The sequence below is a fragment of the Curtobacterium sp. ME12 genome, assembly GCF_903970855.1.
Taxonomy (GTDB): Bacteria; Actinomycetota; Actinomycetes; order Actinomycetales; family Microbacteriaceae; genus Curtobacterium; species Curtobacterium poinsettiae_A.
Map to the genome: position 1 here is coordinate 1 of NZ_CAJCKD010000015.1, position 19,014 is coordinate 19,014.

The 19,014-nt window shown below is 71.0% G+C and carries 22 protein-coding genes; 17 read left to right on the forward strand and 5 right to left on the reverse strand.

All coding sequences use genetic code 11. From position 1 onward, the window contains the following. The 4 genes from H7A73_RS09215 to glmM form a co-directional block, all read left to right on the forward strand. Positions 1 to 208 (forward strand): LPXTG cell wall anchor domain-containing protein (locus H7A73_RS09215; protein WP_182065706.1); only part of this gene is annotated, 208 nt, incomplete at its 5' end. Between the two features lie 332 nt (positions 209 to 540). Further along, positions 541 to 987, forward strand: coding sequence for a 50S ribosomal protein L13 (gene rplM / locus H7A73_RS09220; RefSeq protein ID WP_182065707.1), 447 nt, complete (start codon positions 541 to 543; stop codon positions 985 to 987). Between the two features lie 37 nt (positions 988 to 1,024). Next, positions 1,025 to 1,510: a 30S ribosomal protein S9 gene (gene rpsI, locus H7A73_RS09225; RefSeq protein ID WP_027466716.1), complete on the forward strand. Its 486-nt coding sequence runs from the start codon at positions 1,025 to 1,027 to the stop codon at positions 1,508 to 1,510. Positions 1,511 to 1,532: 22 nt separating this feature from the next. Beyond that, positions 1,533 to 2,906, forward strand: coding sequence for a phosphoglucosamine mutase (gene glmM / locus H7A73_RS09230; RefSeq protein WP_182065708.1), 1,374 nt, complete (start codon positions 1,533 to 1,535; stop codon positions 2,904 to 2,906). Between the two features lie 92 nt (positions 2,907 to 2,998). Here glmM and coaA read toward each other — a convergent pair whose 3' ends face one another. After that, the gene (gene coaA, locus H7A73_RS09235) at positions 2,999 to 3,943 is read right to left on the reverse strand and encodes a type I pantothenate kinase (protein WP_027466714.1); all 945 of its coding nucleotides are present in this window, start codon (positions 3,941 to 3,943) and stop codon (positions 2,999 to 3,001) included. Positions 3,944 to 4,048: 105 nt separating this feature from the next. Next, positions 4,049 to 4,534, reverse strand: a complete 486-nt coding sequence (locus H7A73_RS09240) for a glutathione peroxidase (protein ID WP_182065709.1) — start codon at positions 4,532 to 4,534, stop codon at positions 4,049 to 4,051. A 70-nt stretch (positions 4,535 to 4,604) separates the two neighbouring features. Between H7A73_RS09240 and glmS the strand changes: the two genes are divergently transcribed. From glmS to H7A73_RS17955, 10 genes are all read left to right on the forward strand, one after another. Continuing rightward, positions 4,605 to 6,452 (forward strand): glutamine--fructose-6-phosphate transaminase (isomerizing), encoded by a 1,848-nt coding sequence (gene glmS, locus H7A73_RS09245; protein ID WP_182065710.1) that lies wholly within the window; start codon positions 4,605 to 4,607, stop codon positions 6,450 to 6,452. Positions 6,453 to 6,460: 8 nt separating this feature from the next. Next, positions 6,461 to 6,856, forward strand: coding sequence for a holo-ACP synthase (locus tag H7A73_RS09250; protein WP_111038494.1), 396 nt, complete (start codon positions 6,461 to 6,463; stop codon positions 6,854 to 6,856). Next, the gene (gene alr, locus H7A73_RS09255; RefSeq protein WP_182065711.1) at positions 6,853 to 7,956 is read left to right on the forward strand and encodes an alanine racemase; all 1,104 of its coding nucleotides are present in this window, start codon (positions 6,853 to 6,855) and stop codon (positions 7,954 to 7,956) included. Before H7A73_RS09250 ends, alr (H7A73_RS09255) begins: the two co-directional genes overlap by 4 nt. Further along, positions 7,953 to 9,119 (forward strand): alanine racemase, encoded by a 1,167-nt coding sequence (gene alr, locus H7A73_RS09260; RefSeq protein WP_182065712.1) that lies wholly within the window; start codon positions 7,953 to 7,955, stop codon positions 9,117 to 9,119. The genes alr (H7A73_RS09255) and alr (H7A73_RS09260) overlap by 4 nt, the downstream gene beginning before the upstream one ends. After that, positions 9,116 to 9,631 (forward strand): tRNA (adenosine(37)-N6)-threonylcarbamoyltransferase complex ATPase subunit type 1 TsaE, encoded by a 516-nt coding sequence (gene tsaE / locus H7A73_RS09265; RefSeq protein WP_259362792.1) that lies wholly within the window; start codon positions 9,116 to 9,118, stop codon positions 9,629 to 9,631. Before alr (H7A73_RS09260) ends, tsaE begins: the two co-directional genes overlap by 4 nt. A 68-nt stretch (positions 9,632 to 9,699) precedes the next feature. Continuing rightward, positions 9,700 to 10,086 (forward strand): GNAT family N-acetyltransferase, encoded by a 387-nt coding sequence (locus tag H7A73_RS09270; RefSeq protein ID WP_310648859.1) that lies wholly within the window; start codon positions 9,700 to 9,702, stop codon positions 10,084 to 10,086. 20 nt (positions 10,087 to 10,106) lie between these two features. Continuing rightward, positions 10,107 to 10,742 (forward strand): tRNA (adenosine(37)-N6)-threonylcarbamoyltransferase complex dimerization subunit type 1 TsaB, encoded by a 636-nt coding sequence (gene tsaB, locus H7A73_RS09275; RefSeq protein WP_182065713.1) that lies wholly within the window; start codon positions 10,107 to 10,109, stop codon positions 10,740 to 10,742. Beyond that, complete coding sequence (rimI, locus tag H7A73_RS09280) at positions 10,739 to 11,284, forward strand: ribosomal protein S18-alanine N-acetyltransferase (RefSeq protein WP_182065714.1); 546 nt, start codon at positions 10,739 to 10,741, stop codon at positions 11,282 to 11,284. Before tsaB ends, rimI begins: the two co-directional genes overlap by 4 nt. After that, positions 11,271 to 12,326 carry a tRNA (adenosine(37)-N6)-threonylcarbamoyltransferase complex transferase subunit TsaD gene (gene tsaD / locus H7A73_RS09285; protein WP_182065715.1) on the forward strand — a complete coding sequence of 352 codons (1,056 nt, stop codon included), beginning with the start codon at positions 11,271 to 11,273 and terminating at the stop codon, positions 12,324 to 12,326. Before rimI ends, tsaD begins: the two co-directional genes overlap by 14 nt. Before the next feature lie 86 nt (positions 12,327 to 12,412). After that, positions 12,413 to 13,192 (forward strand): DUF4190 domain-containing protein, encoded by a 780-nt coding sequence (locus H7A73_RS17955; RefSeq protein ID WP_220456598.1) that lies wholly within the window; start codon positions 12,413 to 12,415, stop codon positions 13,190 to 13,192. Positions 13,193 to 13,231: 39 nt separating this feature from the next. On the opposite strand, the gene H7A73_RS09295 is transcribed toward H7A73_RS17955, so the two are convergent. Beyond that, the gene (locus H7A73_RS09295) at positions 13,232 to 14,434 is read right to left on the reverse strand and encodes a class I SAM-dependent methyltransferase (protein WP_182065716.1); all 1,203 of its coding nucleotides are present in this window, start codon (positions 14,432 to 14,434) and stop codon (positions 13,232 to 13,234) included. A gap of 160 nt (positions 14,435 to 14,594) precedes the next feature. Between H7A73_RS09295 and groES the strand changes: the two genes are divergently transcribed. Further along, a complete protein-coding gene (gene groES / locus H7A73_RS09300; protein WP_017885484.1) occupies positions 14,595 to 14,891 on the forward strand; it encodes a co-chaperone GroES in 297 nt (98 codons plus the stop codon). A 165-nt stretch (positions 14,892 to 15,056) separates the two neighbouring features. Continuing rightward, a complete protein-coding gene (gene rarD, locus H7A73_RS09305) occupies positions 15,057 to 16,019 on the forward strand; it encodes an EamA family transporter RarD (protein ID WP_182065717.1) in 963 nt (320 codons plus the stop codon). Between the two features lie 122 nt (positions 16,020 to 16,141). On the opposite strand, the gene H7A73_RS09310 is transcribed toward rarD, so the two are convergent. Beyond that, positions 16,142 to 17,470, reverse strand: a complete 1,329-nt coding sequence (locus tag H7A73_RS09310; RefSeq protein WP_182065718.1) for an ABC transporter substrate-binding protein — start codon at positions 17,468 to 17,470, stop codon at positions 16,142 to 16,144. A 262-nt stretch (positions 17,471 to 17,732) separates the two neighbouring features. Here H7A73_RS09310 and H7A73_RS09315 point away from each other — a divergent pair, with 262 nt between their 5' ends. Next, positions 17,733 to 18,533: an SDR family oxidoreductase gene (locus H7A73_RS09315; RefSeq protein WP_182065719.1), complete on the forward strand. Its 801-nt coding sequence runs from the start codon at positions 17,733 to 17,735 to the stop codon at positions 18,531 to 18,533. Positions 18,534 to 18,545: 12 nt separating this feature from the next. Here the strand turns inward: H7A73_RS09315 and H7A73_RS09320 are convergent, their stop codons facing one another. Further along, the gene (locus H7A73_RS09320) at positions 18,546 to 18,947 is read right to left on the reverse strand and encodes a VOC family protein (RefSeq protein WP_182065720.1); all 402 of its coding nucleotides are present in this window, start codon (positions 18,945 to 18,947) and stop codon (positions 18,546 to 18,548) included. Positions 18,948 to 19,014: the final 67 nt, after the last annotated feature.

Consider the following 19,014-nt stretch of genomic DNA (forward strand, 5'->3'; position numbering starts at 1 on the left):
GGCGGCTGGTGTGCACCGGTTGGCGGTGACGGCTGCGGACGGGAGTCTGATCGGTTGGACCCCGATCACGATCACCGTGGATGGGCAGCTCGCGTTCACGGGTGCTGCGGGGATGGGTGCTGGTGCGCTGGTGGCGTTCCTGCTGCTCGCGGCGGGTGCGGGTGTGCTGGTCGTGCGTCGCCGACGTCGGACGGTGGCTGCGGAGTAGTCCCCACGTCCCGCGTCGGGGCGACGAGTGTGCAGAAGACGTCGGGTTCGCGGTGCGGACCCGACGTCTTCTGCTCACCGGGTGCAGTGGGCTGGGCCCAGGGGTGGACGGGAGGCGCGGTGCGGGGCCGCCCCGCGCCTCCAGGCCGGCAGTCGCCCGCGTTTGACCGACGTGCCCCGCGTCGGCTAGGCTCTCACCTTGGTCTGTGCGCCCCGCGCGCGGACAGTCAGATGAGCCCTCCAACCGAGGTGTTCCCCGCGCTTCTGCTCGTGGAACTCCCGCCCGGAGTGGGATTCACGGACTCCTCACCTCGACACGAAAGCAGCACTCCTGTGACTCGCACGTTCTCACCGAAGCCGGCAGACGTCCAGCACGACTGGATCGTCATCGACGCCACCGACGTCGTCCTCGGCCGTCTCGCCACCCACGCCGCGGCGCTCCTGCGCGGCAAGCACAAGGCCACCTTCGCCCAGCACATGGACATGGGTGACTTCGTCATCATCGTGAACGCCGACAAGGTCGCCCTGACCGGTTCGAAGCTCGCGAAGAAGGTCTACTACCGTCACTCGGGTTACCCGGGCGGCCTGACGGCGACCGCCTACCCGGAGATGCTCGAGAAGCACCCCACCCGCGCCGTCGAGAAGGCGATCCGCGGCATGCTGCCGAAGAACACCCTCGGCCGCGAGCAGCTCAAGAAGCTGAAGGTCTACGCCGGCGCGGAGCACCCGCACGCCGCGCAGCAGCCCAAGCCGTACATCTTCGACCAGGTCGCACAGTAGTTCCGGCCACGACGACTTCAAGGACATAGAGAAACTCATGGCTCAGATCGCTGATTCCCTCGACCAGACCCCGGAGAGCTTCACCACGGAGAGCGCACCCGCCGCTGCCGAGGCCGCTCCCCGTCAGATCCTCAACGTCTCCGGCGGTGCCGTCGGGCGCCGCAAGGAGGCCATCGCGCGTGTCCGGCTCGTCCCGGGCTCCGGCACGTTCGTCGTGAACGGCCGCACGCTCGAGGACTACTTCCCGAACAAGCTGCACCAGCAGCTCATCAACGACCCCTTCAAGGTGCTCGAGCTCCTCGGCTCGTACGACGTCGTCGCCCGCATCACCGGTGGTGGCCCCTCGGGTCAGGCCGGCGCGCTCCGCCTCGCCATCGCCCGCACCCTGAACGAGATCGACCGCGAGAACAACCGCGCGACCCTCAAGAAGGCCGGCTTCCTCACCCGTGACGCCCGCGTCATCGAGCGCAAGAAGGCCGGTCTCAAGAAGGCCCGCAAGGCTTCGCAGTTCTCGAAGCGCTAGTCGTCACCGGCTGAAGATCGCCATGCCGCGTCTGTTCGGTACCGACGGGGTTCGTGGTCTCGCCAACGGCGAGCTGACGGCCGCGCTCGCACTGGGTCTTGCCCAGGCGAGCGCGGCCGTCCTCACACACGGACACCATGCCGACGCCCGCCGGGCGTCGGGTCGACCGCGCCCACGCGCGGTCCTCGCGCGGGACCCGCGCGTCTCCGGCGAGTTCCTCGGTGCCGCCGTCGCGGCCGGACTCGCCTCGGCCGGCGTCGACGTGCTCGACGCCGGGGTCATCCCCACCCCCGCCGCGGCGTTCCTCGTCGCGGACATCGACGCCGACTTCGGCGTGATGATCTCCGCATCGCACAACCCCGCTCCCGACAACGGGATCAAGTTCTTCGCCACAGGTGGCCGCAAGCTGCCGGACGAGGTCGAGGACCGCATCGAAGCGGCCATGCACGACCACTCCGCGCCCACCCCCACCGGCATCGACGTCGGGCGCATCTCGCGGTTCGCCGACGCCGAGGACCGCTACGTCGTGCACCTGCTCGGCACGTTGCCGCACCGGCTCGCTGGGCTCCACGTGGTGCTCGACTGCGCCAACGGTGCCGCGGCCGGCGTCTCGCCCGAGGTCTTCGTCAACGCGGGTGCCCGCGTGACGCTCATCGGCGCCGACCCCGACGGCTGGAACATCAACGACGGCGTCGGTTCGACCCACATCGACAACCTCGCCCGCGCGGTGCTCGAGCACGGCGCCGACGTCGGCATCGCGCACGACGGCGACGCGGACCGCTGCCTGGCGGTCGACGCCGCGGGCAACGCGATCGACGGCGACCAGATCATGGCGATCCTCGCGCTGTCCCTGCAGGAGCGCGGCCGCCTGAAGGACGACACCCTCGTCGCGACGGTCATGTCGAACCTCGGGCTGAAACGCGCCATGGCCGACGCGGGCATCACCGTGATCGAGGCCGGCGTGGGCGACCGCTACGTGCTCGAGAAGATGACCGAGGGCGACTACTCCATCGGCGGCGAGCAGTCGGGCCACATCATCTTCAACGAGTTCGCCACGACGGGTGACGGCATCCTGACCGGGCTCCACCTGGTGGCCGAGATGGCCCGGACCGGGAAGTCGCTGCAGGAGCTCGCCTCGTGCATGACCGTGTTCCCGCAGGTGCTGCTCAACGTCCGCGGCGTCGATCGGCACGGGCTCGCCGACCAGGGCGTGCAGGACGCCATCGCCGCCGCCAGCGCGGCGCTCGGGGACAGCGGCCGCGTGCTGCTCCGTCCGTCGGGCACCGAGCCGGTCGTGCGCGTGATGGTCGAGGCCGCCTCGCAGGACGATGCCCAGCGCATCGCCGAGGAGCTCGCCGCCGTCGTGCAGGACCGCCTGGCGCTCGACGCCGCGTAGGGGTTTCGCCGCAAGACACCGGTGTTCGCCGGTTGAACACGCGCAGACCGCGGTTCAGCTCGCGAACACCGGTGTTTTGCGCTGCCCTACCGCTAGATCTTGCGGAGCAGGACCGAGTTCACCTTGTGGTTCGCGCCCTTCTTCAGCACCAGCGTGGCGCGGGAGCGCGTGGGCAGCACGTTCTCGATCAGGTTCGGCTCGTTGATCGCCCGCCAGACCTCGGTCGCCGTCCGTACGGCGTCCTCTCGCGAGAGCGAGGCGAACCGGTGGAAGAACGAGTCGGGGCTCGAGAACGCTTCTTCCTGCAGGGCGAGGAACCGGTCGACGTACCAGGACTCGATGTCCTTCGTCTTCGCGTCCACGTAGATCGTGAAGTCGAACAGGTCGGACAGCGCGAGCCGGCCGTGCACCGGGGGCGCCAGCACGTTGAGGCCCTCGACGATGAGCACGTCGGGCTGCCGGACGACGATCTCGGCATCGGGCACGATGTCGTAGACCAGGTGCGAGTAGTACGGCGCGCGGACCTCGGTCGCCCCGCTCTTCACCTGGCTCACGAAGCGCAGCAGGGAGCGGCGGTCGTACGACTCCGGGAAGCCCTTGCGGTCCATGATCCCGCGGCGCTCCAGCTCGGCGTTCGGGTACAGGAAGCCGTCGGTCGTCACGAGCTCCACACGAGGGGTGTCCGGCCAGCGCTTCGTCAGCTCGCGCAGCAGGCGGGCGACGGTGGACTTGCCGACCGCGACGGAGCCCGCGACGCCGATGACGAACGGCGTGCGTCCGGCGCGCTCACCGAGGAACCGGCTCGTCTCGGCGTGCAGGTTGCGCGCACCGGCGGCGTAGAGCGTGAGCAGGCGGGACAGGGGCAGGTAGACCTCCTGCACCTCCTGCATGTCCAACCGGTCACCGAGACCGCGCAGCTGCACGATCTCGGTCTCGGTGAGCGACAGGTGCTCCTTCGGGGCGAGCTGGGACCACTCGTCGCGCGGGATCTCCACGAACGGGGTCGGGTGCGCGACGGCGGTCTCCGAGAACGGCATGGGATCGAGCGTACAGACGGGAGGCCCGTGGCACGTGAGCCGACCGGCTCACCTGCCACGGGCCTCCCGTCCAGTGCTCGGTGCGCGTCCGCAGGACGCGACGCGTCAGGCGGGGAGGGCCGCCTCGATGGCGGCGACGACCTCGGGGGCGTCGGGCTTCGTGGTGGGGCGGAACCGCGTGACGGTGCCGTCGGGGGCGATGAGGAACTTCTCGAAGTTCCAGGCGACCCGGCCGGCCTTGCCGTCGGCGTCCGGGGTCTCCTTGAGGGCCTGGTAGAGCGGGTGGGCGCTCTTGCCGTTGACCTTGACCTTCTCGGACATCGGGAACGTCACGCCCCACGTGGTGGAGCAGTACTCGTCGATCGCCTCGGACGAGCCGAGCTCCTGCAGGAACTGGTTGCTCGGGAAGCCCAGCACCGTGAACCCGCGGGGGCCGTACTGCTTCTGCAGGGCCTCGAGCTGCTCGTACTGCGGGGCGAGGCCGCACCGGGAGGCGACGTTCACGACCAGTACGGCCTTGTCGGCGTAGGCGCCGAACGTGGTGTCCTCGCCGTGCAGCGTGGTGATGGCGATGTCGTCGAAGCGTCCCATGGCCGAAACGTTATCCCCACCCCCGGGACTTCGCAGGGTCGGCGTCCAGGCAGACCGTAGGATCGGTTCCATGTGTGGAATCGTCGGCTACGTCGGCAGCAACAGCAGCCAGGACGTCCTCCTCGGTGGCCTCCGTCGCCTCGAGTACCGCGGCTACGACTCGGCGGGCATCGCCGTCGTCGACCCAGCCGGAGACCTCGTGTCGGCCAAGAAGGCCGGCAAGCTCCAGGCCCTGGTCGACGAGCTCGAGTCGTCGCCGATCCCGGACGGCACGACGGGCATCGGGCACACCCGCTGGGCGACGCACGGCGGACCGACCGACGGCAACGCCCACCCGCACCTGGCCGACGGCGACAAGCTCGCCCTCATCCACAACGGCATCATCGAGAACTTCTCCGAGCTCCGCGCCGAACTGCAGGCCGAGGGCATCGAGTTCCGCAGCGAGACCGACTCCGAGGTCGCCGCGCACCTGGTCGGACGCGCCTTCCGCGAGACCGGCGACCTGACCGCCGCCATGCAGCAGGCCGTGCAGCGGCTCGAGGGGGCTTTCACGCTCCTCGTCGTGCACGCCGACCAGCCCGGCGTCGTCGTCGGTGCCCGCCGCAACTCGCCCCTGGTGGTCGGGCTCGGCGACGGTGAGAACTTCATGGGCTCGGACGTCGCCGCGTTCGTCGCCTACACGCAGCGCGCGCTGTCGATCGGGCAGGACGAGATCGCCACGATCCGCCCCGACGGCGTCGACGTCATCCACTTCGACGGCACCCCGGCCACGCCGAGCGAGTTCGAGGTCAACTGGGACGCCTCCGCCGCCGACAAGGGCGGCTGGAGCTCGTTCATGGCGAAGGAGATCAGCGAGGAGCCCGAGGCCGTCGCGAAGACGATCCTCGGTCGCGTCCACGACGGCGCCGTCACGCTGACCGACCTCGACCCGATCGCCGAGCGCCTGGCGACCGTCGACCGCGTCATCGTGATCGCCTGCGGCACCGCCGCCTACGCCGGCATCCTCGGCAAGTACGCCATCGAGCAGTGGGCTCGTGTGCCGGTCGAGGTCGAGCTCGCGCACGAGTTCCGCTACCGTGACCCGGTGCTGGACGAGCGCACCCTGGTCGTCTCGATCAGCCAGTCCGGCGAGACCATGGACACGCTCATGGCCGTCAAGTACGCCCGCGAGCAGGGCGCGCAGGTCCTGTCGATCTGCAACACCCAGGGCGCCACGATCCCGCGTGAGTCCGACGCCGTGATCTACACGCACGCCGGCCCCGAGGTCGCCGTCGCGTCGACGAAGGCCTTCATCGCCCAGGGCGTCGCGCTCTACCTGCTCGGGCTGCACCTGGCGACGCTGCGCGGCACGCTCACCACCGGGCAGATCGCCGAGCAGGTCGCCGAGCTCGAGGGGCTCGCCCCGAAGCTGCAGCAGACGATCGAGGACGCCGCCGGCATCAAGGACCTGGCCCGCTGGATGGCGGACACCCGGAGCGTGCTGTTCCTCGGCCGCCACGTCGGCTACCCGATCGCGCTCGAGGGGGCCCTCAAGCTCAAGGAGCTCGCGTACATCCACGCCGAGGGCTTCGCCGCCGGTGAGCTCAAGCACGGCCCGATCGCCCTGATCGAGCCTGGCCAGATCGTCTTCGTCATCGTGCCGTCGCCGCGCGACCCCCGATCGCTGCACCCGAAGGTCGTCTCGAACATCCAGGAGATCCGCGCCCGCGGTGCCCGGGTGATCGCGATCGCCGAAGAGGGCGACGCCGCGGTGCTGCCCTTCGCCGACGAGGTCCTGCGGATCCCGCTGGCGACCCCGCTGTTCGAGCCGCTGCTCGCCGTGGCACCGCTGCACATGTTCGGCATGGAGCTCGCCGCCGCCAAGGGCCTCGACGTGGACCAGCCACGCAACCTCGCGAAGTCGGTCACCGTCGAGTAGTCGCGACGGTGATCATCGGGATCGGGGTCGACGTGGTCGACCTGGAGCGGTTCGAACGGGTGCTCGAGCGCACACCGGCGATGCGGGCGCGGCTGTTCACACCGTCCGAGCAGGTCCGTGACGGCGAACCCCGGCCGATCGCGTCCCTCGCCGCACGGTTCGCGGCGAAGGAAGCCCTGATCAAGGCCTTCGGGTCGAGTGCCGGGCTCAGCTGGCAGGACCTCGAGGTCGTGTCCGACGACCAGCGGAACCCGTCGCTCACCCTGCACCAGGGCGCCCGGCAGGTGGCGGACGCGCGTGGCGTGACGAGCGTGCACCTGTCGCTCTCGCATGATGGAGGGATCGCGACCGCGTTCGTGGTCCTGGAAGGAACAGACGTGGTCCTGGAAGGAACGGTCCGGTGAGTGCGTTCACCGGCATCACGGTCGATCGCGGAGCCCTGATCGAGAACTACGCGACCATCGCCGACCGGGTCGCCCCGGCCGGGGTCATCGCGGTGGTCAAGGCGAACGCCTACGGCCACGGGGCCCTCGACGCCGCGCAGGCCTTCGTGGACGCCGGTGCCGAGTGGCTCGGGGTCGCCGACATCGACGAGGCCGTCGCGCTCCGTCAGGGCGGCATCGACGAGGGGGTCCGGATCCTCGCGTGGCTGCACGCCCCCGACGAGGACTTCCGCCGCGCAGCGCAGTTCGACGTCACGCCCGCGGTGTCGAGCGTCGAGCAGCTCTCCGCAGCAGCGGATTCCGACGTCCGCGCCGTGCACCTGTGCGTCGACACCGGCCTGAGCCGCAACGGTGCGGTCGAGTCCGAGTGGGCCGAGCTCTTCGCGACCGCCGGCGCCCTGGCCCGCGGCGGCAACCGCACCCGGGTCGAGGGGCTCATGTCCCACCTGTCGAACGCGTCGCGCACCGACGACCTCGACCAGGACGCCGCACTGCAGCGGGCGCTGGACGGTCTCGCCGCGAACGGCATCGTGCCGGACGTGGTGCACCTCGCCGCGAGTGCTGCGAGCATCGCCGTGCCGGAGACCCGCCACGATCTGTCCCGCGTCGGACTCGCCCTGTACGGGCTGAGCCCCTTCGACGGTCGCACCTCGGCCGACCTGGGGCTGCGCCCGGCGATGCGGGTCACCGCCGCCGTGCTCCGCACCGTGCCGGTCGCCGCGGGCGACGGCGTCTCCTACGGCTACACCTGGCGCGCGGAGACCGACACCCGTCTCGCCGTGATCGGCCTCGGCTACGCGGACGGCTTCGACCGTGCCTTCGGCAACCGGGTCTCGGTGCGGATCGGCGACCGGACGTTCCCGGTGGTCGGACGCGTCGCGATGAACGCCATGCACGTCGACATCGGCGACGCCGACGTGCAGGTCGGCGACGAGGCGGTGCTGTGGGGTGACCCCGCGAACGGCGACCCCGCCGTCGAGGACTGGGCCGACGCCATCGGCACGATCAACTACGAGGTGGTCGCCCGGATCGGCCGCAGCGTCGAACGGAGGACGACGTGAGCTCCGCACCGCTGCGTCAGGCGCGCATCGACCTCGACGCCTACCGTGCCAACCTCGACCGTGTCCGCGAGTGGATGGACCCGGTCGCCGTGATGGCGATCATGAAGGCCGACGCGTACGGGCACGGCCTCGAGCCGATCGCACTCGCTGCCGTCGACGCCGGCATCCGCTGGATCGGTGTGCTGACGGTGCCCGCCGCCCTGCGCCTGCGCTCGATCGGCGTCGGCGAGGACGTCCACCTGTTCACCTGGCAGCACGACCCCGACCTGGACTTCCGCGACGCCATCGACTCGGCCGTCGACCTCGGCGTCTCGAACGTCGCCGAGTTGCAGCGCATCATCGACGCCGTCGACCAGCGACCGGCCCGGGTGCACCTCGGTGTCGACTCCGGCCTGCACCGCGACGGCGCGACGCCGTCGGACTGGCCGGCGCTCGTCGAGCTCGCCCGGGACGCCCAGCGGAACGGCCGCATCGAGGTCGTCGCCGCGTACACGCACCTGGCCGAGGCGTCCGACCACGAGGACAGCGCCGCGGTCGCCGTGTTCGACGCCGCGATCGAGATCGCCGAAGACCTGGGGCTGGACGTCCCGATGGAGCACGTCGCAGCGTCGCTCGCGGGGCTCGAGCGCAAGGAGTTCCGCAAGGACATGGTCCGGATGGGCGCGAACCTGTTCGGCATCCCCGGCGCGGACGGCGTCTCGGCAGCGGACCTCGGACTCGAGCCGGTGATGACCCTCACCGCGTCGGTCGCGAAGACGAAGCGCGTCCCCGTCGACACCGGCGTCTCCTACGACTACACGTACCGCACCGCGACCGCGACGACCCTGGCGCTCGTGCCCGTCGGGTACGCCGACGGGGTCCCCCGTCTGGCACAGGGCCGCATCGAGGTCGCGATCGGTGGCAAGCGGTACCCGATCGCCGGCCGCGTCGCGATGGACCAGTTCCTGGTGGACGTCGGCGAGGACGACGTGCAGACCGGCGACACCGTCGTGCTGTTCGGCACCGGCGAGCACGATGAGATGACCGTGCTCGAATGGGGCGCGGCGCTCGAGACCATCGGTGAAGAGATCGTCTGCCGCATCGGCAGCCGTGTGCCTCGGTCCTACGAGGGCCACGACATCGAGGGACGCGTCGGGGAGTACCTGCGGGGCGAGCGGCCGTGACCGAGTCGGCGCGGGTCCTGCTCGACACCACCGTCGACGGCACCGAGGCGATGGGGGAGCTCGGTGCCCGACTGGCCGCGGTGCTGCGCGCGGGGGACCTCGTCGTGTTGACCGGACCGCTCGGCGCCGGCAAGACGACCCTGACGCGCGGGCTCGGCGCTGCACTCGGCGCGCGCGGCCAGGTGTCCAGCCCGACCTTCGTCCTCGCCCGGACGCACCCGACGACCGCCGGCCCCGACCTGGTGCACGTCGACGCCTACCGGCTGTCCGACCCCGTGGAGCTGGACGACCTGGACCTCGACTGGGACGCCGCGATCGTCGTGGTCGAGTGGGGCCGGGGCATGGTCGACGGCATCAGCGACAGCGTGCTCGACGTCGAGATCACGCGTCCCACCGGCGCGGACGCGGTCGAGCACGGTGACGACGACCTCGACCCCGACGACGTGCCCGACGAGCCCCGCCGTGTCGTCGTCACCGCCACCGGTCCGCGCTGGGACGGCGTGGCCCTCTGACCCTCCAGCCCGTCGGTGCGGACGACGTCGAGGCGCTCCGCGCGTTCCTCGTCGAGGCCGATCTGACCGTGGCCGGGCTCGACGAGCCGACGGTGCGGCTCTGGATCGACCGCGACGACGACGGCATGGCGGTCGGCAGCGCCGGCTTCGAGGCGAGTGCCGACGGCGTGCACGTGCTCGTCCGCAGCGTGGCCGTCGCTCCGCAGCACCGCGGCTCCGGGGCCGGCACCCGTCTCGCACGGTTCGCGATCGAGCGGGCGACCGAGGCCGGTGCTGAGCGCGCGTGGCTGTTCTCTCGTCGCTCCGGTCCGTTCTGGCAGTCGCTCGGCTTCACGTCCGCTGACCGACAGGCCCTGGCCGCCGCGCTGCCGGACACCCACCAGGTCCGTCTGTTCCGTCGGACCGGGCAGTTGGAGCACGAGGTCGCGTGGTCCCGCGGGCTGCCGGTGCGCTGACCGCCGCCTACGATGGACGGGTGCTGCTCGCGATCGACACCTCCGCCGGGACCTCCGTCGCCGTCGTCGACCCGGCCACCGGCCAGGCCCTCGCGACCCGCGACACCGAGGACAGCCGCCGGCATGCCGAGGTGATCGGCCCGTTCCTGGCCGAGACCCTCGCCGAGGCCGGCATCACCGGCGCCGACGTCACCGGGGTCGTCGCCGGCATGGGCCCCGGCCCCTTCACCGGCCTGCGCGTCGGCATCGCCGCCGCCCGCACCTTCGCCGCAGCCCGCGGCGTCCCCGTCCTGCCCCTCGTCAGCCACGACGCCGTCGCCCTCGACCAGCGCGACTCGGGCATCGCCGGCCCGTTCGTCGTCCTCACGGACGCCCGCCGCCGCGAGGTCTACTGGAGCGCCTACGACGCCGACGGCGTCCGGGTGGCCGGCCCCGGACTCGCCACGCCCGCCGATCTCGACGACGCGATCCGCGCCTCCCGGCCCGCAGCGGTGGGCTGGGACCGCGTGACGGTCGCGTGCATCCCGGCCTGGAGGCTCGGCTCGCTCGCCGCGGACCGCCTGCGGTCCGGCACAGGGTTCGACCAGGACACCCCCCTGTACCTGCGGGAGCCCGACGTGACGGTGCCGGGTGCGCCCAAGCGGGTGAAGCAGTGACCCTGCCGGACGGGCTCCGCCTGCGGCGAGCACACCCGCAGGACCTCGACGACATCATGTGGCTCGAGCACGTCTCGTTCCCGACGGACGCCTGGTCGGCGTCGCAGATGTCCGGCGAGCTGTACGCACCGCACGGGTACTACGTCGTGATCGAGACCGTCGACGACACCGCAGCGCCGCTGGTCGTCGGGTACGCCGGGCTCTCCTCGCTCGCGGGCAACCCGGTGGCCGACGTGCAGACCATCGCGGTCGCTGCGGACCAGCGCGGCAAGGGGCTCGGGCGGGTCCTGTTCACGGAACTGCTCGACGAGGCGCGGCGCCGTGGGGTGCGCGAGGTGTTCCTCGAGGTGCGCGCGGACAACCCCGTCGCGCAGGCGATGTACACGGCGTTCGGGTTCGAGCACATCGCGACCCGGCCGCGCTACTACCAGCCGGACGGCGTCGACGCGTGGGTGATGCGGGCGGAGCTGCCCGGCCCGGACGCCGAGCCGTCGTCGGGCGTCGGACCCATCGGACAGGAGGCCCTCGGTGAGCGCGACTGAACCACTGGTGCTCGGCATCGAGACGAGCTGCGACGAGACGGGCGTCGGCATCGTGCGGGGGAACACCCTGCTGGCGAACGTGATCGCCTCGAGCATGGACGAGCACGCCCGCTACGGCGGGGTCGTGCCCGAGGTCGCCGCACGGGCCCACCTGGAGGCGATGACCCCGACGCTGCACGAGGCGCTCGAGCGTGCCGGCGTCACCCTCGACGAACTCGACGCGGTCGCGGTGACCGCCGGGCCGGGCCTGGCGGGAGCGCTCATGGTCGGGGTGGGAGCCGCGAAGGCGCTCGCCGTGGCCACGGGCAAGCCCCTGTACGGCGTGAACCACCTGGTCGGGCACGTCGGCGCCGACGTGCTGCGCGAGGACGGGAGCGAGATCGAGTTGCCGACGATCGCGCTGCTGGTCTCCGGTGGCCACACGTCGCTGCTGCTGGTGCGCGACCTGGTCGGCGACGTCGAACTGCTCGGCGAGACGATCGACGACGCGGCGGGCGAGGCGTTCGACAAGGTCGCGCGGCTGCTCGGGCTGCCCTACCCCGGCGGCCCGCAGATCGACCGTGCGGCGGCTGACGGCGATCCGACGGCGATCCGGTTCCCCCGGGGACTGACGCTGCCGAAGGACATGGCCGCGCACCGGTACGACTTCTCGTTCTCGGGACTCAAGACCGCCGTCGCACGGTGGGTCGAGCGCTGCCGCGACGAGGGCCGCGAGGTGCCGGTGGCCGACGTCGCCGCGAGCTTCCGCGAGGCCGTCGTCGACGTCCTGCTGACCAAGGCCCTGAACGCGTGCCGCGACACCGGCGTCGACCGGCTGCTGCTCGGTGGCGGGGTCGTCGCGAACGCCCGACTGCGACAGCTCGCCGAGGATCGCTGCGCGGCCGCGGGCGTGCGACTGCGCATCCCGCCGTTCGACCTGTGCACGGACAACGGTGCGATGATCGCCGCCGTCGGCGCCCGACTCGTGGCGGAGGGGCACGCGCCGAGCGACCTCGGCATCGCGGCGGACTCGACCCTGCCGGTGACGACCGTCCAGGTCTGACCAGTTCGGCCCCGGTCCTTCTTCGGGAGCCTGTGGGAGGATTCACACGGGCGTCGGAGAGACCGGACGCCCGAGAGGGGTGGACGGTGTCCGATCAGAACGAGTGGCCGAAGCCGGGCGAGACGCCGAACGGCCCAGCGAACGGACAGCCCGACGGCACGCCCGCCCCGGACGCCCCGCAGGCTCCTGACGCACCGTCGGCCCCGGAAGCACCCCAGCACCCGTACGGCCAGCAGCAGGCCCCGTACGCGGCCCCGCAGCAGCCGAACCCGTACGGCGCTCCGCAGCAGCCGCAGAACCCGTACGGCCAGCAGCAGCCCCAGAACCCGTACGGCCAGCCGCAGCAGTCGAGCCCGTACGGCCAGCAGCAGAACTCCTACGCGGCATCGCAGCCCTCGTCGGACCCGTACGGTCAGCCGCAGCAGCAGAACCCGTACGCGGCTCCGCAGCAGAACGCCTACGGCACCCCGCAGAACTCGTACGGCCAGCAGCAGAACCCGTACGCGCAGCCGCAGCAGCAGCCCTACGCGTCGAACCCGTACACGTACCAGCCCTACGCGCAGCGGCCGAAGACGAACGTCCTGTCGATCCTGTCGATCGTCTTCGCGTTCGGCGGGATCATCATCTGGCCGATCATCATCCTGACGAGCCCAGCCGGCGCGATCATGGGACACATCGCCCTCGGCAAGATCAAGCAGACCGGCGAGGGCGGCCGCGGTCTGGCGCTCGCAGGCATCATCGGCGGCTGGATCCTGACCGGCCTGTTCATCCTGATCGTCGCCCTGGTGTGGATCTCGATCGCGAACGCGTCGGACTACTCGGACTACTCCGACTACAGCTCGAACTCCGGCGCCTTCGTCAACTGACGCTGACGCGCACGCAGCACCGCACGCGGCCCCCGGCCGTCAGCCGACCGCGTCGGTGAGCCGTTCGCACAGGATCGCCGTGTGGCGTCCCTCCAGGCGGGTGAGGACGAGCGTGACGCGACCCGATCCGCGCAACCGCAGCCGCTTGCGGAACTGCGCCGGGTCGACGTCGACGCCGCGCTTCTTGATCTCGACGGTGCCGATGCCGTCTGCAGCGAGCCGTGCGGCCAGTCGCTTGACGTCGAGCGGCATCGTGTCGAGCACCCGGAAGCCCTGCGCGAAGGGGGTCGTGACCGCGCGGTCGGACGTGACGTAGGCGATGCCCTCGGACAGCATGTGCCCGTCGAGGCCCCGTGCCAGATCGCCGATCAGCCGTGCGCGGATCACGGCGCCGTCGGGCTCGTACAGGTAGGCGCCGAGTGTTCCGACCTCGGCGTCGTCGGCGTCGGCCGCTCCGGTCATCTCGGCGATGCCGTGCGCACCGATGACGGTGGCGGCGCGGCGGATCCCGGGGCGGGCGAGGGGGCCGAACCACAGGGCGAGCTCCACGACCTCGCGGTCGACGGAGGTCCACTGCGCCTCGGCCGTGTCCGGGATCAGGTCGCGGTCGATGCCCGGTCCGAGCTTCACGCCGGTCGGCGTCGTCGTCGCCGCGGCGAACACGGTGTCGAGCGAGGGCGACCAGTCGTCCGGGTCGGCGAGCCGGCGGGTGTCCGAGTGGCCGGAGGTGCGGCGTGCGGGGTCCATCCACACGCCGTCCACCGACGACAGGTCGAACGACGCTGCATCGCCGAGCTCGACACGCGCGTTCGGCCACACTGCCAGGTTGTGGGTCGCGACGGCCGCGGTCACCTCGTCGCGGTCGACCGCGGTGACGTCGAGGTCGAGCGCCGCCATCGCCATGGCGTCCCCGCCGATGCCGCAGCCGAGGTCGGCGACGCGGGTCAGCCCGGCCGCTGCGAAGCGTCCGGCGTGCTGGGCCGCGACCTGCAGCCGGGTGGCCTGCTCGAGCCCGGCCTCGGTGAAGAGCATGCGGGACGCGAAGTCGCCGAACTTGCCGCGGGCCTTCAGCCGCAGCTTCGACTGGGTCAGCACCGCGGCGACCAGTCGGGGATCGTGGCCCTCGGCGCGCAGCCGGGACACCACGCGGACGATCTCGCCGCCGTCGGAGACACCCGGGGTACGGTCGAGCAGGGCCATCCCGTCGGGGGTCAGCAGTGCGGTGAGTTCGGCGGCGTCCATGCGTCGATCCTCGCAGGTGCTGCGTGTTCTCCGGATGTGCTGGCACTCGGATTGACCGAGTGCCAGAGGCCCCCTAGAGTTGGCGTTGGCACTCTCCTGTGCGAAGTGCCAACCCGGTTTTCATCTGTACCGAGTCCGTACCGAGAAAGAAGAGGTCACCGTGGCCGTCAGCATCAAGCCGCTCGAGGATCGCATCGTCATCCGCCAGGTCGAGGCGGAGCAGACCACCGCTTCCGGTCTGGTCATCCCCGACACCGCGAAGGAGAAGCCCCAGGAGGGCGAGGTCGTCGCCGTGGGTCCGGGTCGCATCGACGACAACGGCAACCGCGTCCCGCTCGACGTCGCCGTGGGTGACAAGGTCATCTACTCCAAGTACGGCGGAACCGAGGTCAAGTACTCAGGCGAGGACCTGCTGGTCCTGTCCGCCCGCGACGTCCTCGCGGTCATCGTTCACTGAGTCGAGTACTCACCACGGACGCCCCGTCCGGCCCCCGGGCCGACGGGGCGTCCGTGCGTCCGGGGCCGGTCACCCGGGGGCTCCGGTCCTGACCAGCCCGCTGTCAGCCCGCCTGGAGGCCCGGTGCGCGTCCCACGGGTCGGCGGTCGTTCCTAGGATGGTTCCGTGAGTGAACCGAGTCCGGCGCGACCCGTCCGCAGCGAGGCATCCGTCGGCGTGGTGCAGGCCGTCGTGGCCTACGGGCTCTGGGGACTGATGCCCCTGCTCTTCGCGGCGATGGCCCCCGCGGCGGCGTTCGAGATCGTGTCGTGGCGGATCGTCTTCGGCCTGGTGTTCTGCGCGGTGGCGATCGCCGTGACGCGGTCGTGGCTCCGCACCCGCACGCTGATGGCCCAGCGACGCGTGATGCTCGTGATGGGGCTCGCCGCCGTCCTGATCCTGGTCAACTGGACCGTCTACGTCCTCGCGACGACCACCGGCCACACCGTCGAGGCCGCGCTCGGCTACTTCATCAACCCGCTCGTCACGATCGCGCTCGGCGTCGTGGTCCTGCGCGAACGCCTGCGTCCGGCGCAGTGGGCAGCTGTCGGGCTGAGCGTCGTGGCGGTCGTCGTCATCGCCGTCGGCTACGGGCAGATGCCGTGGATCTCGTTGGCCCTGGCGTTCTCGTTCGGGCTGTACGGCCTGGTGAAGAAGCGCGTCGGCGGCACCGTGGACGCCCTGAGCGGCCTGACGATCGAGACCGTGTGGCTGCTGCCGATCGCGGTCGTGGCGCTCGTCGTGCTCGGCGTGACCGGCCTCGGCGGCGGCGTGACGTTCACGAGCGAGGGCTGGGGGCACGCGGTCATCACGGTCCTGACCGGGCCGGCGACGGCGGTGCCGCTCCTGCTCTTCGCGTCGTCGGCACGCCGGGTGAGCCTGTCGACGCTCGGACTGACCCAGTACCTGGCGCCCGTGATGCAACTGCTCGTCGGCGTGCTGGTGCAGCACGAGGAGATGTCGGCCGGGCGCTGGTTCGGCTTCGGCATCGTGTGGCTCGCCCTCGTGGTGCTGACGGCCGACTCGTTCGCCGCTGCACGAGCGTCCCGCCGCCGGGCGCTCGCACCCGGCTCGGCCGATCCGGTCTGACGGACGCACCACGGGCCTCCAGGCCGCCCACCGGGCCGTCCTGCGCACCGACGCGAAAGCGACAGTCCCCCACGGAGGTTCCGTGGAGGACTGTCGCTTTCTCGTTGGTGCTGGGCTGTGCCCTACTTCTTCACCGCACCCTGGATGGCGCTCTGGTAGACGGGCTTGTTGTCGCCGTCGAACTTGTAGATGCCGATGTAGGCGCTCGACGGGTCGTTGTTCTCGTCGAACGGACCGATGCCGGACGGGCCGGTGTAGTGGATGTCCTTGCCGTCGTCCAGGAGCGTCTTGCACTCCTTGAACGTCGCGCACTCGGTGCCGCCGTCAGCACCCGACACCGCAGCCATGTTGGCCTGGATCGTGCCGGAATCGGTGCCCTTGCCCTTCACCGCGGCGAGGGCGGCGAGGACGGTGGCGTCGTAGGACTCCGCCGCGTACGAGTAGTCGGCGAGCGTCTTGCCCGACGAGTCCTTGTAGAACGCCGCGAGCTGCTTCTTGAAGTCGTCCTTCGGCGAGGCACCGGGGATGGTGCCCTGGGCGCCGGTCAGGGTGCCCTTGTCGAAGTCCTTCGAGTAGTCCGCCGTGTTGCCGTCGGACATGTAGATCTTCGCTTCGTTCCCCTGTGAGACGAGCTCCGGGATGATCGACTTCGTCTCGTCGAAGGCGAGGACGACGATCGCGTCGGGCTTCGCGGCCAGGGCCGCGGTCACCTCGGACGAGAACGTGGTCTGGCCGGGCGGGAACTCCTGGCCCTCACCCTTGGCGCCGTAGACGACCTGACCGCCCGAGGCCTCGACCGCAGCCTGCACGGAGTTGCGGAGGCCGGTGCCGTACGTGTCGTTGAAGACCAGGAAGGCGACCTTCGCGTTGCCGTCACCGGTCACGAGCTGGCCGAGCGCGGAACCCTGCACCGAGTCCGGCGGTGCGGTCCGGTAGTAGTACGACGAGTAGCCGGAGAGGTCGGTCGCGGTGTTCGCGGGCGAGATCTCGACGATGCAGTTGCTCGTCAGCTGGTCGATGACGTTCAGCGTGACCGACGAGGACTCGGCACCGATCGCGACCGGCACCTTCGCGTTGACCAGCTTCGTCGCGGCGGAGCTCGACACGGTCATGTCGTTGCTGTCACCGGAGTCGGTCGCCGGGTCGATCGTGACGTCCTTGTCGAGGACGCCGCCCGCGGCGTTGATGTCCTTGACGGCCAGGCCGACACCGGACTCGGCCGGCGGGTTGAGGTAGGCCAGTGAACCGGTCAGGGGCAGGATCGTGCCGATCTTCAGCGCGTCCGTACCGGGGGTGTCCGGGGCCTTGCAGCTGGCGGCGGGATCCTTCTTCGCATCGCTCGACGCCGAGCTCGAGGGGGAAGCACTGCCGGTGGTGGAACACGCGGCGAGGAGGACGGCTGCTGCGCCCGCCAACGCCAGTGCCGCGGTGGCACGGGTGGTTCTGATCATCCGTGGAGCCCTTTCTCTGCGCGGAGGCTGTGCCGCTTCGGGTGAATGCGACGCCTCCACTGGATGTCGAGAAACGTAGGGTCCATGTGTTTCGCCCGTGTGACGGGGCGGTACGCAAAGGTGTTTCGTTACCGAGCCGTGACGTTCCTGTGCGCAGGGACAGGGATCGGTGGTGGAGCGATGGTGCCGGCGTGACGAGCCGACCTGCGCCAGGCGGATGGTCCGGCAGGGCGCCCGGGAGGCCCGGCGTACGTTCCGCCGCATGAGCGACTTCCAGCCCACCAAAGCCATCGTCACCGGTTCCGAATCGGGGATCGGCCGCGCGACCGCCGTCGCGCTCGCCGAAGCCGGCATGGACGTCGGCATCACCTACCTGTCCGAACCCGACCGAGCCGAGGAGACCGCGGAGGAGGTCCGGAAGACCGGCCGCCAGGCCTTCGTCGAGCAGATCGACGTCTCCGACCTCGCCGGTGCGGCCGCCGTCATCGACCGCCTCGTGTCGCAGCTGGGCGGCGTCGACGTCTTCGTGGCCGACGCCGGCACCGGCGACAACGCTCCGTTCCTCGAGATGACCCTCGACCAGTGGCGTCACACGGTGTCGACCGACCTCGACGGTGCCTTCGTCACGATGCAGGCCGCCGCGAAGCACATGGTGCAGGCCGGCACCGGCGGCCGGATCATCGGCATCACGAGCGTGCACGAACACCAGCCCCGCTCCGGCTCGAGCGCCTACGACGCCGCGAAGCACGGACTCGGCGGTCTGCTGAAGACCATGGCGATCGAGCTCGCCGAGCACGGCATCACCGTGAACGCCGTCGCCCCCGGCGAGATCGCCACCCGGATGACCGGGGCCGAGGACGAGGACCCGCACACCATCGACCGCCCCGGTGTGCCGCTCGGTCGGCCGGGCAACGCGTGGGAGATCGCGGCAGCCGTGGCCTTCCTGGCCTCGCGTGCGTCGTCCTACATCACCGGGGTGTCCCTGCCGGTGGACGGCGGGATGCTGCAGATGGGCCCGCACGGCGGCTCGCACATCACGTCGAACGACTGGCGTTCAGCGTAGGCACTCGCCCGGTCAGTTCTGCCGGGCGGCGTCTCCGTCGAGTTCGGCCTGGGATCGTAGGACGCAGAACTCGTTGCCCTCCGGGTCGGCGAACACCACCCACCCGCCGTCCGGGTGGCGCAGGTCGGCGAGCTCCACGGCACCGATGCCGCGGAGCCGCTCGACCTCTTCGTCGCGGGTGCGGTCGGTGGGGCGCAGGTCGAAGTGGATCCGGTTCTTCACGGTCTTCGCCTCGGGCACCTGGATGAAGAGCACGGTGTGCAATCGATCGGGTGCCGTGATCTCGCACTCCTCGTGCCCGGGAGCGTTCGGGTCGTCGGGCAGGTCGACGTAGCCGAGCACCTGCTTCCACCACTCGGACTGGGCGTAGGCGTCGCGGGAGTCGATCGTGGTGTGTGAGACGGCGCTGACCATGTCGCGACACTACCGCCGGGGGACGCAGCACGCCCCCGCTCCACGGGGGAACGGGGGCGTGCTGTCG

Excerpts from the sequence above, each read along its gene's own strand:
- rpsI (WP_027466716.1), top strand. The coding sequence starts at position 1,025 with ATGGCTCAGATCGCTGATTCCCTCGACCAGACCCCGGAGAGCTTCACC.
- glmM (WP_182065708.1), top strand. The coding sequence starts at position 1,533 with ATGCCGCGTCTGTTCGGTACCGACGGGGTTCGTGGTCTCGCCAACGGC.
- coaA (WP_027466714.1), bottom strand. The coding sequence starts at position 3,943 with ATGCCGTTCTCGGAGACCGCCGTCGCGCACCCGACCCCGTTCGTGGAG.
- H7A73_RS09240 (WP_182065709.1), bottom strand. The coding sequence starts at position 4,534 with ATGGGACGCTTCGACGACATCGCCATCACCACGCTGCACGGCGAGGAC.
- glmS (WP_182065710.1), top strand. The coding sequence starts at position 4,605 with ATGTGTGGAATCGTCGGCTACGTCGGCAGCAACAGCAGCCAGGACGTC.
- H7A73_RS09295 (WP_182065716.1), bottom strand. The coding sequence starts at position 14,434 with ATGGACGCCGCCGAACTCACCGCACTGCTGACCCCCGACGGGATGGCC.
- H7A73_RS09310 (WP_182065718.1), bottom strand. The coding sequence starts at position 17,470 with ATGATCAGAACCACCCGTGCCACCGCGGCACTGGCGTTGGCGGGCGCA.
- H7A73_RS09315 (WP_182065719.1), top strand. The coding sequence starts at position 17,733 with ATGAGCGACTTCCAGCCCACCAAAGCCATCGTCACCGGTTCCGAATCG.
- H7A73_RS09320 (WP_182065720.1), bottom strand. The coding sequence starts at position 18,947 with ATGGTCAGCGCCGTCTCACACACCACGATCGACTCCCGCGACGCCTAC.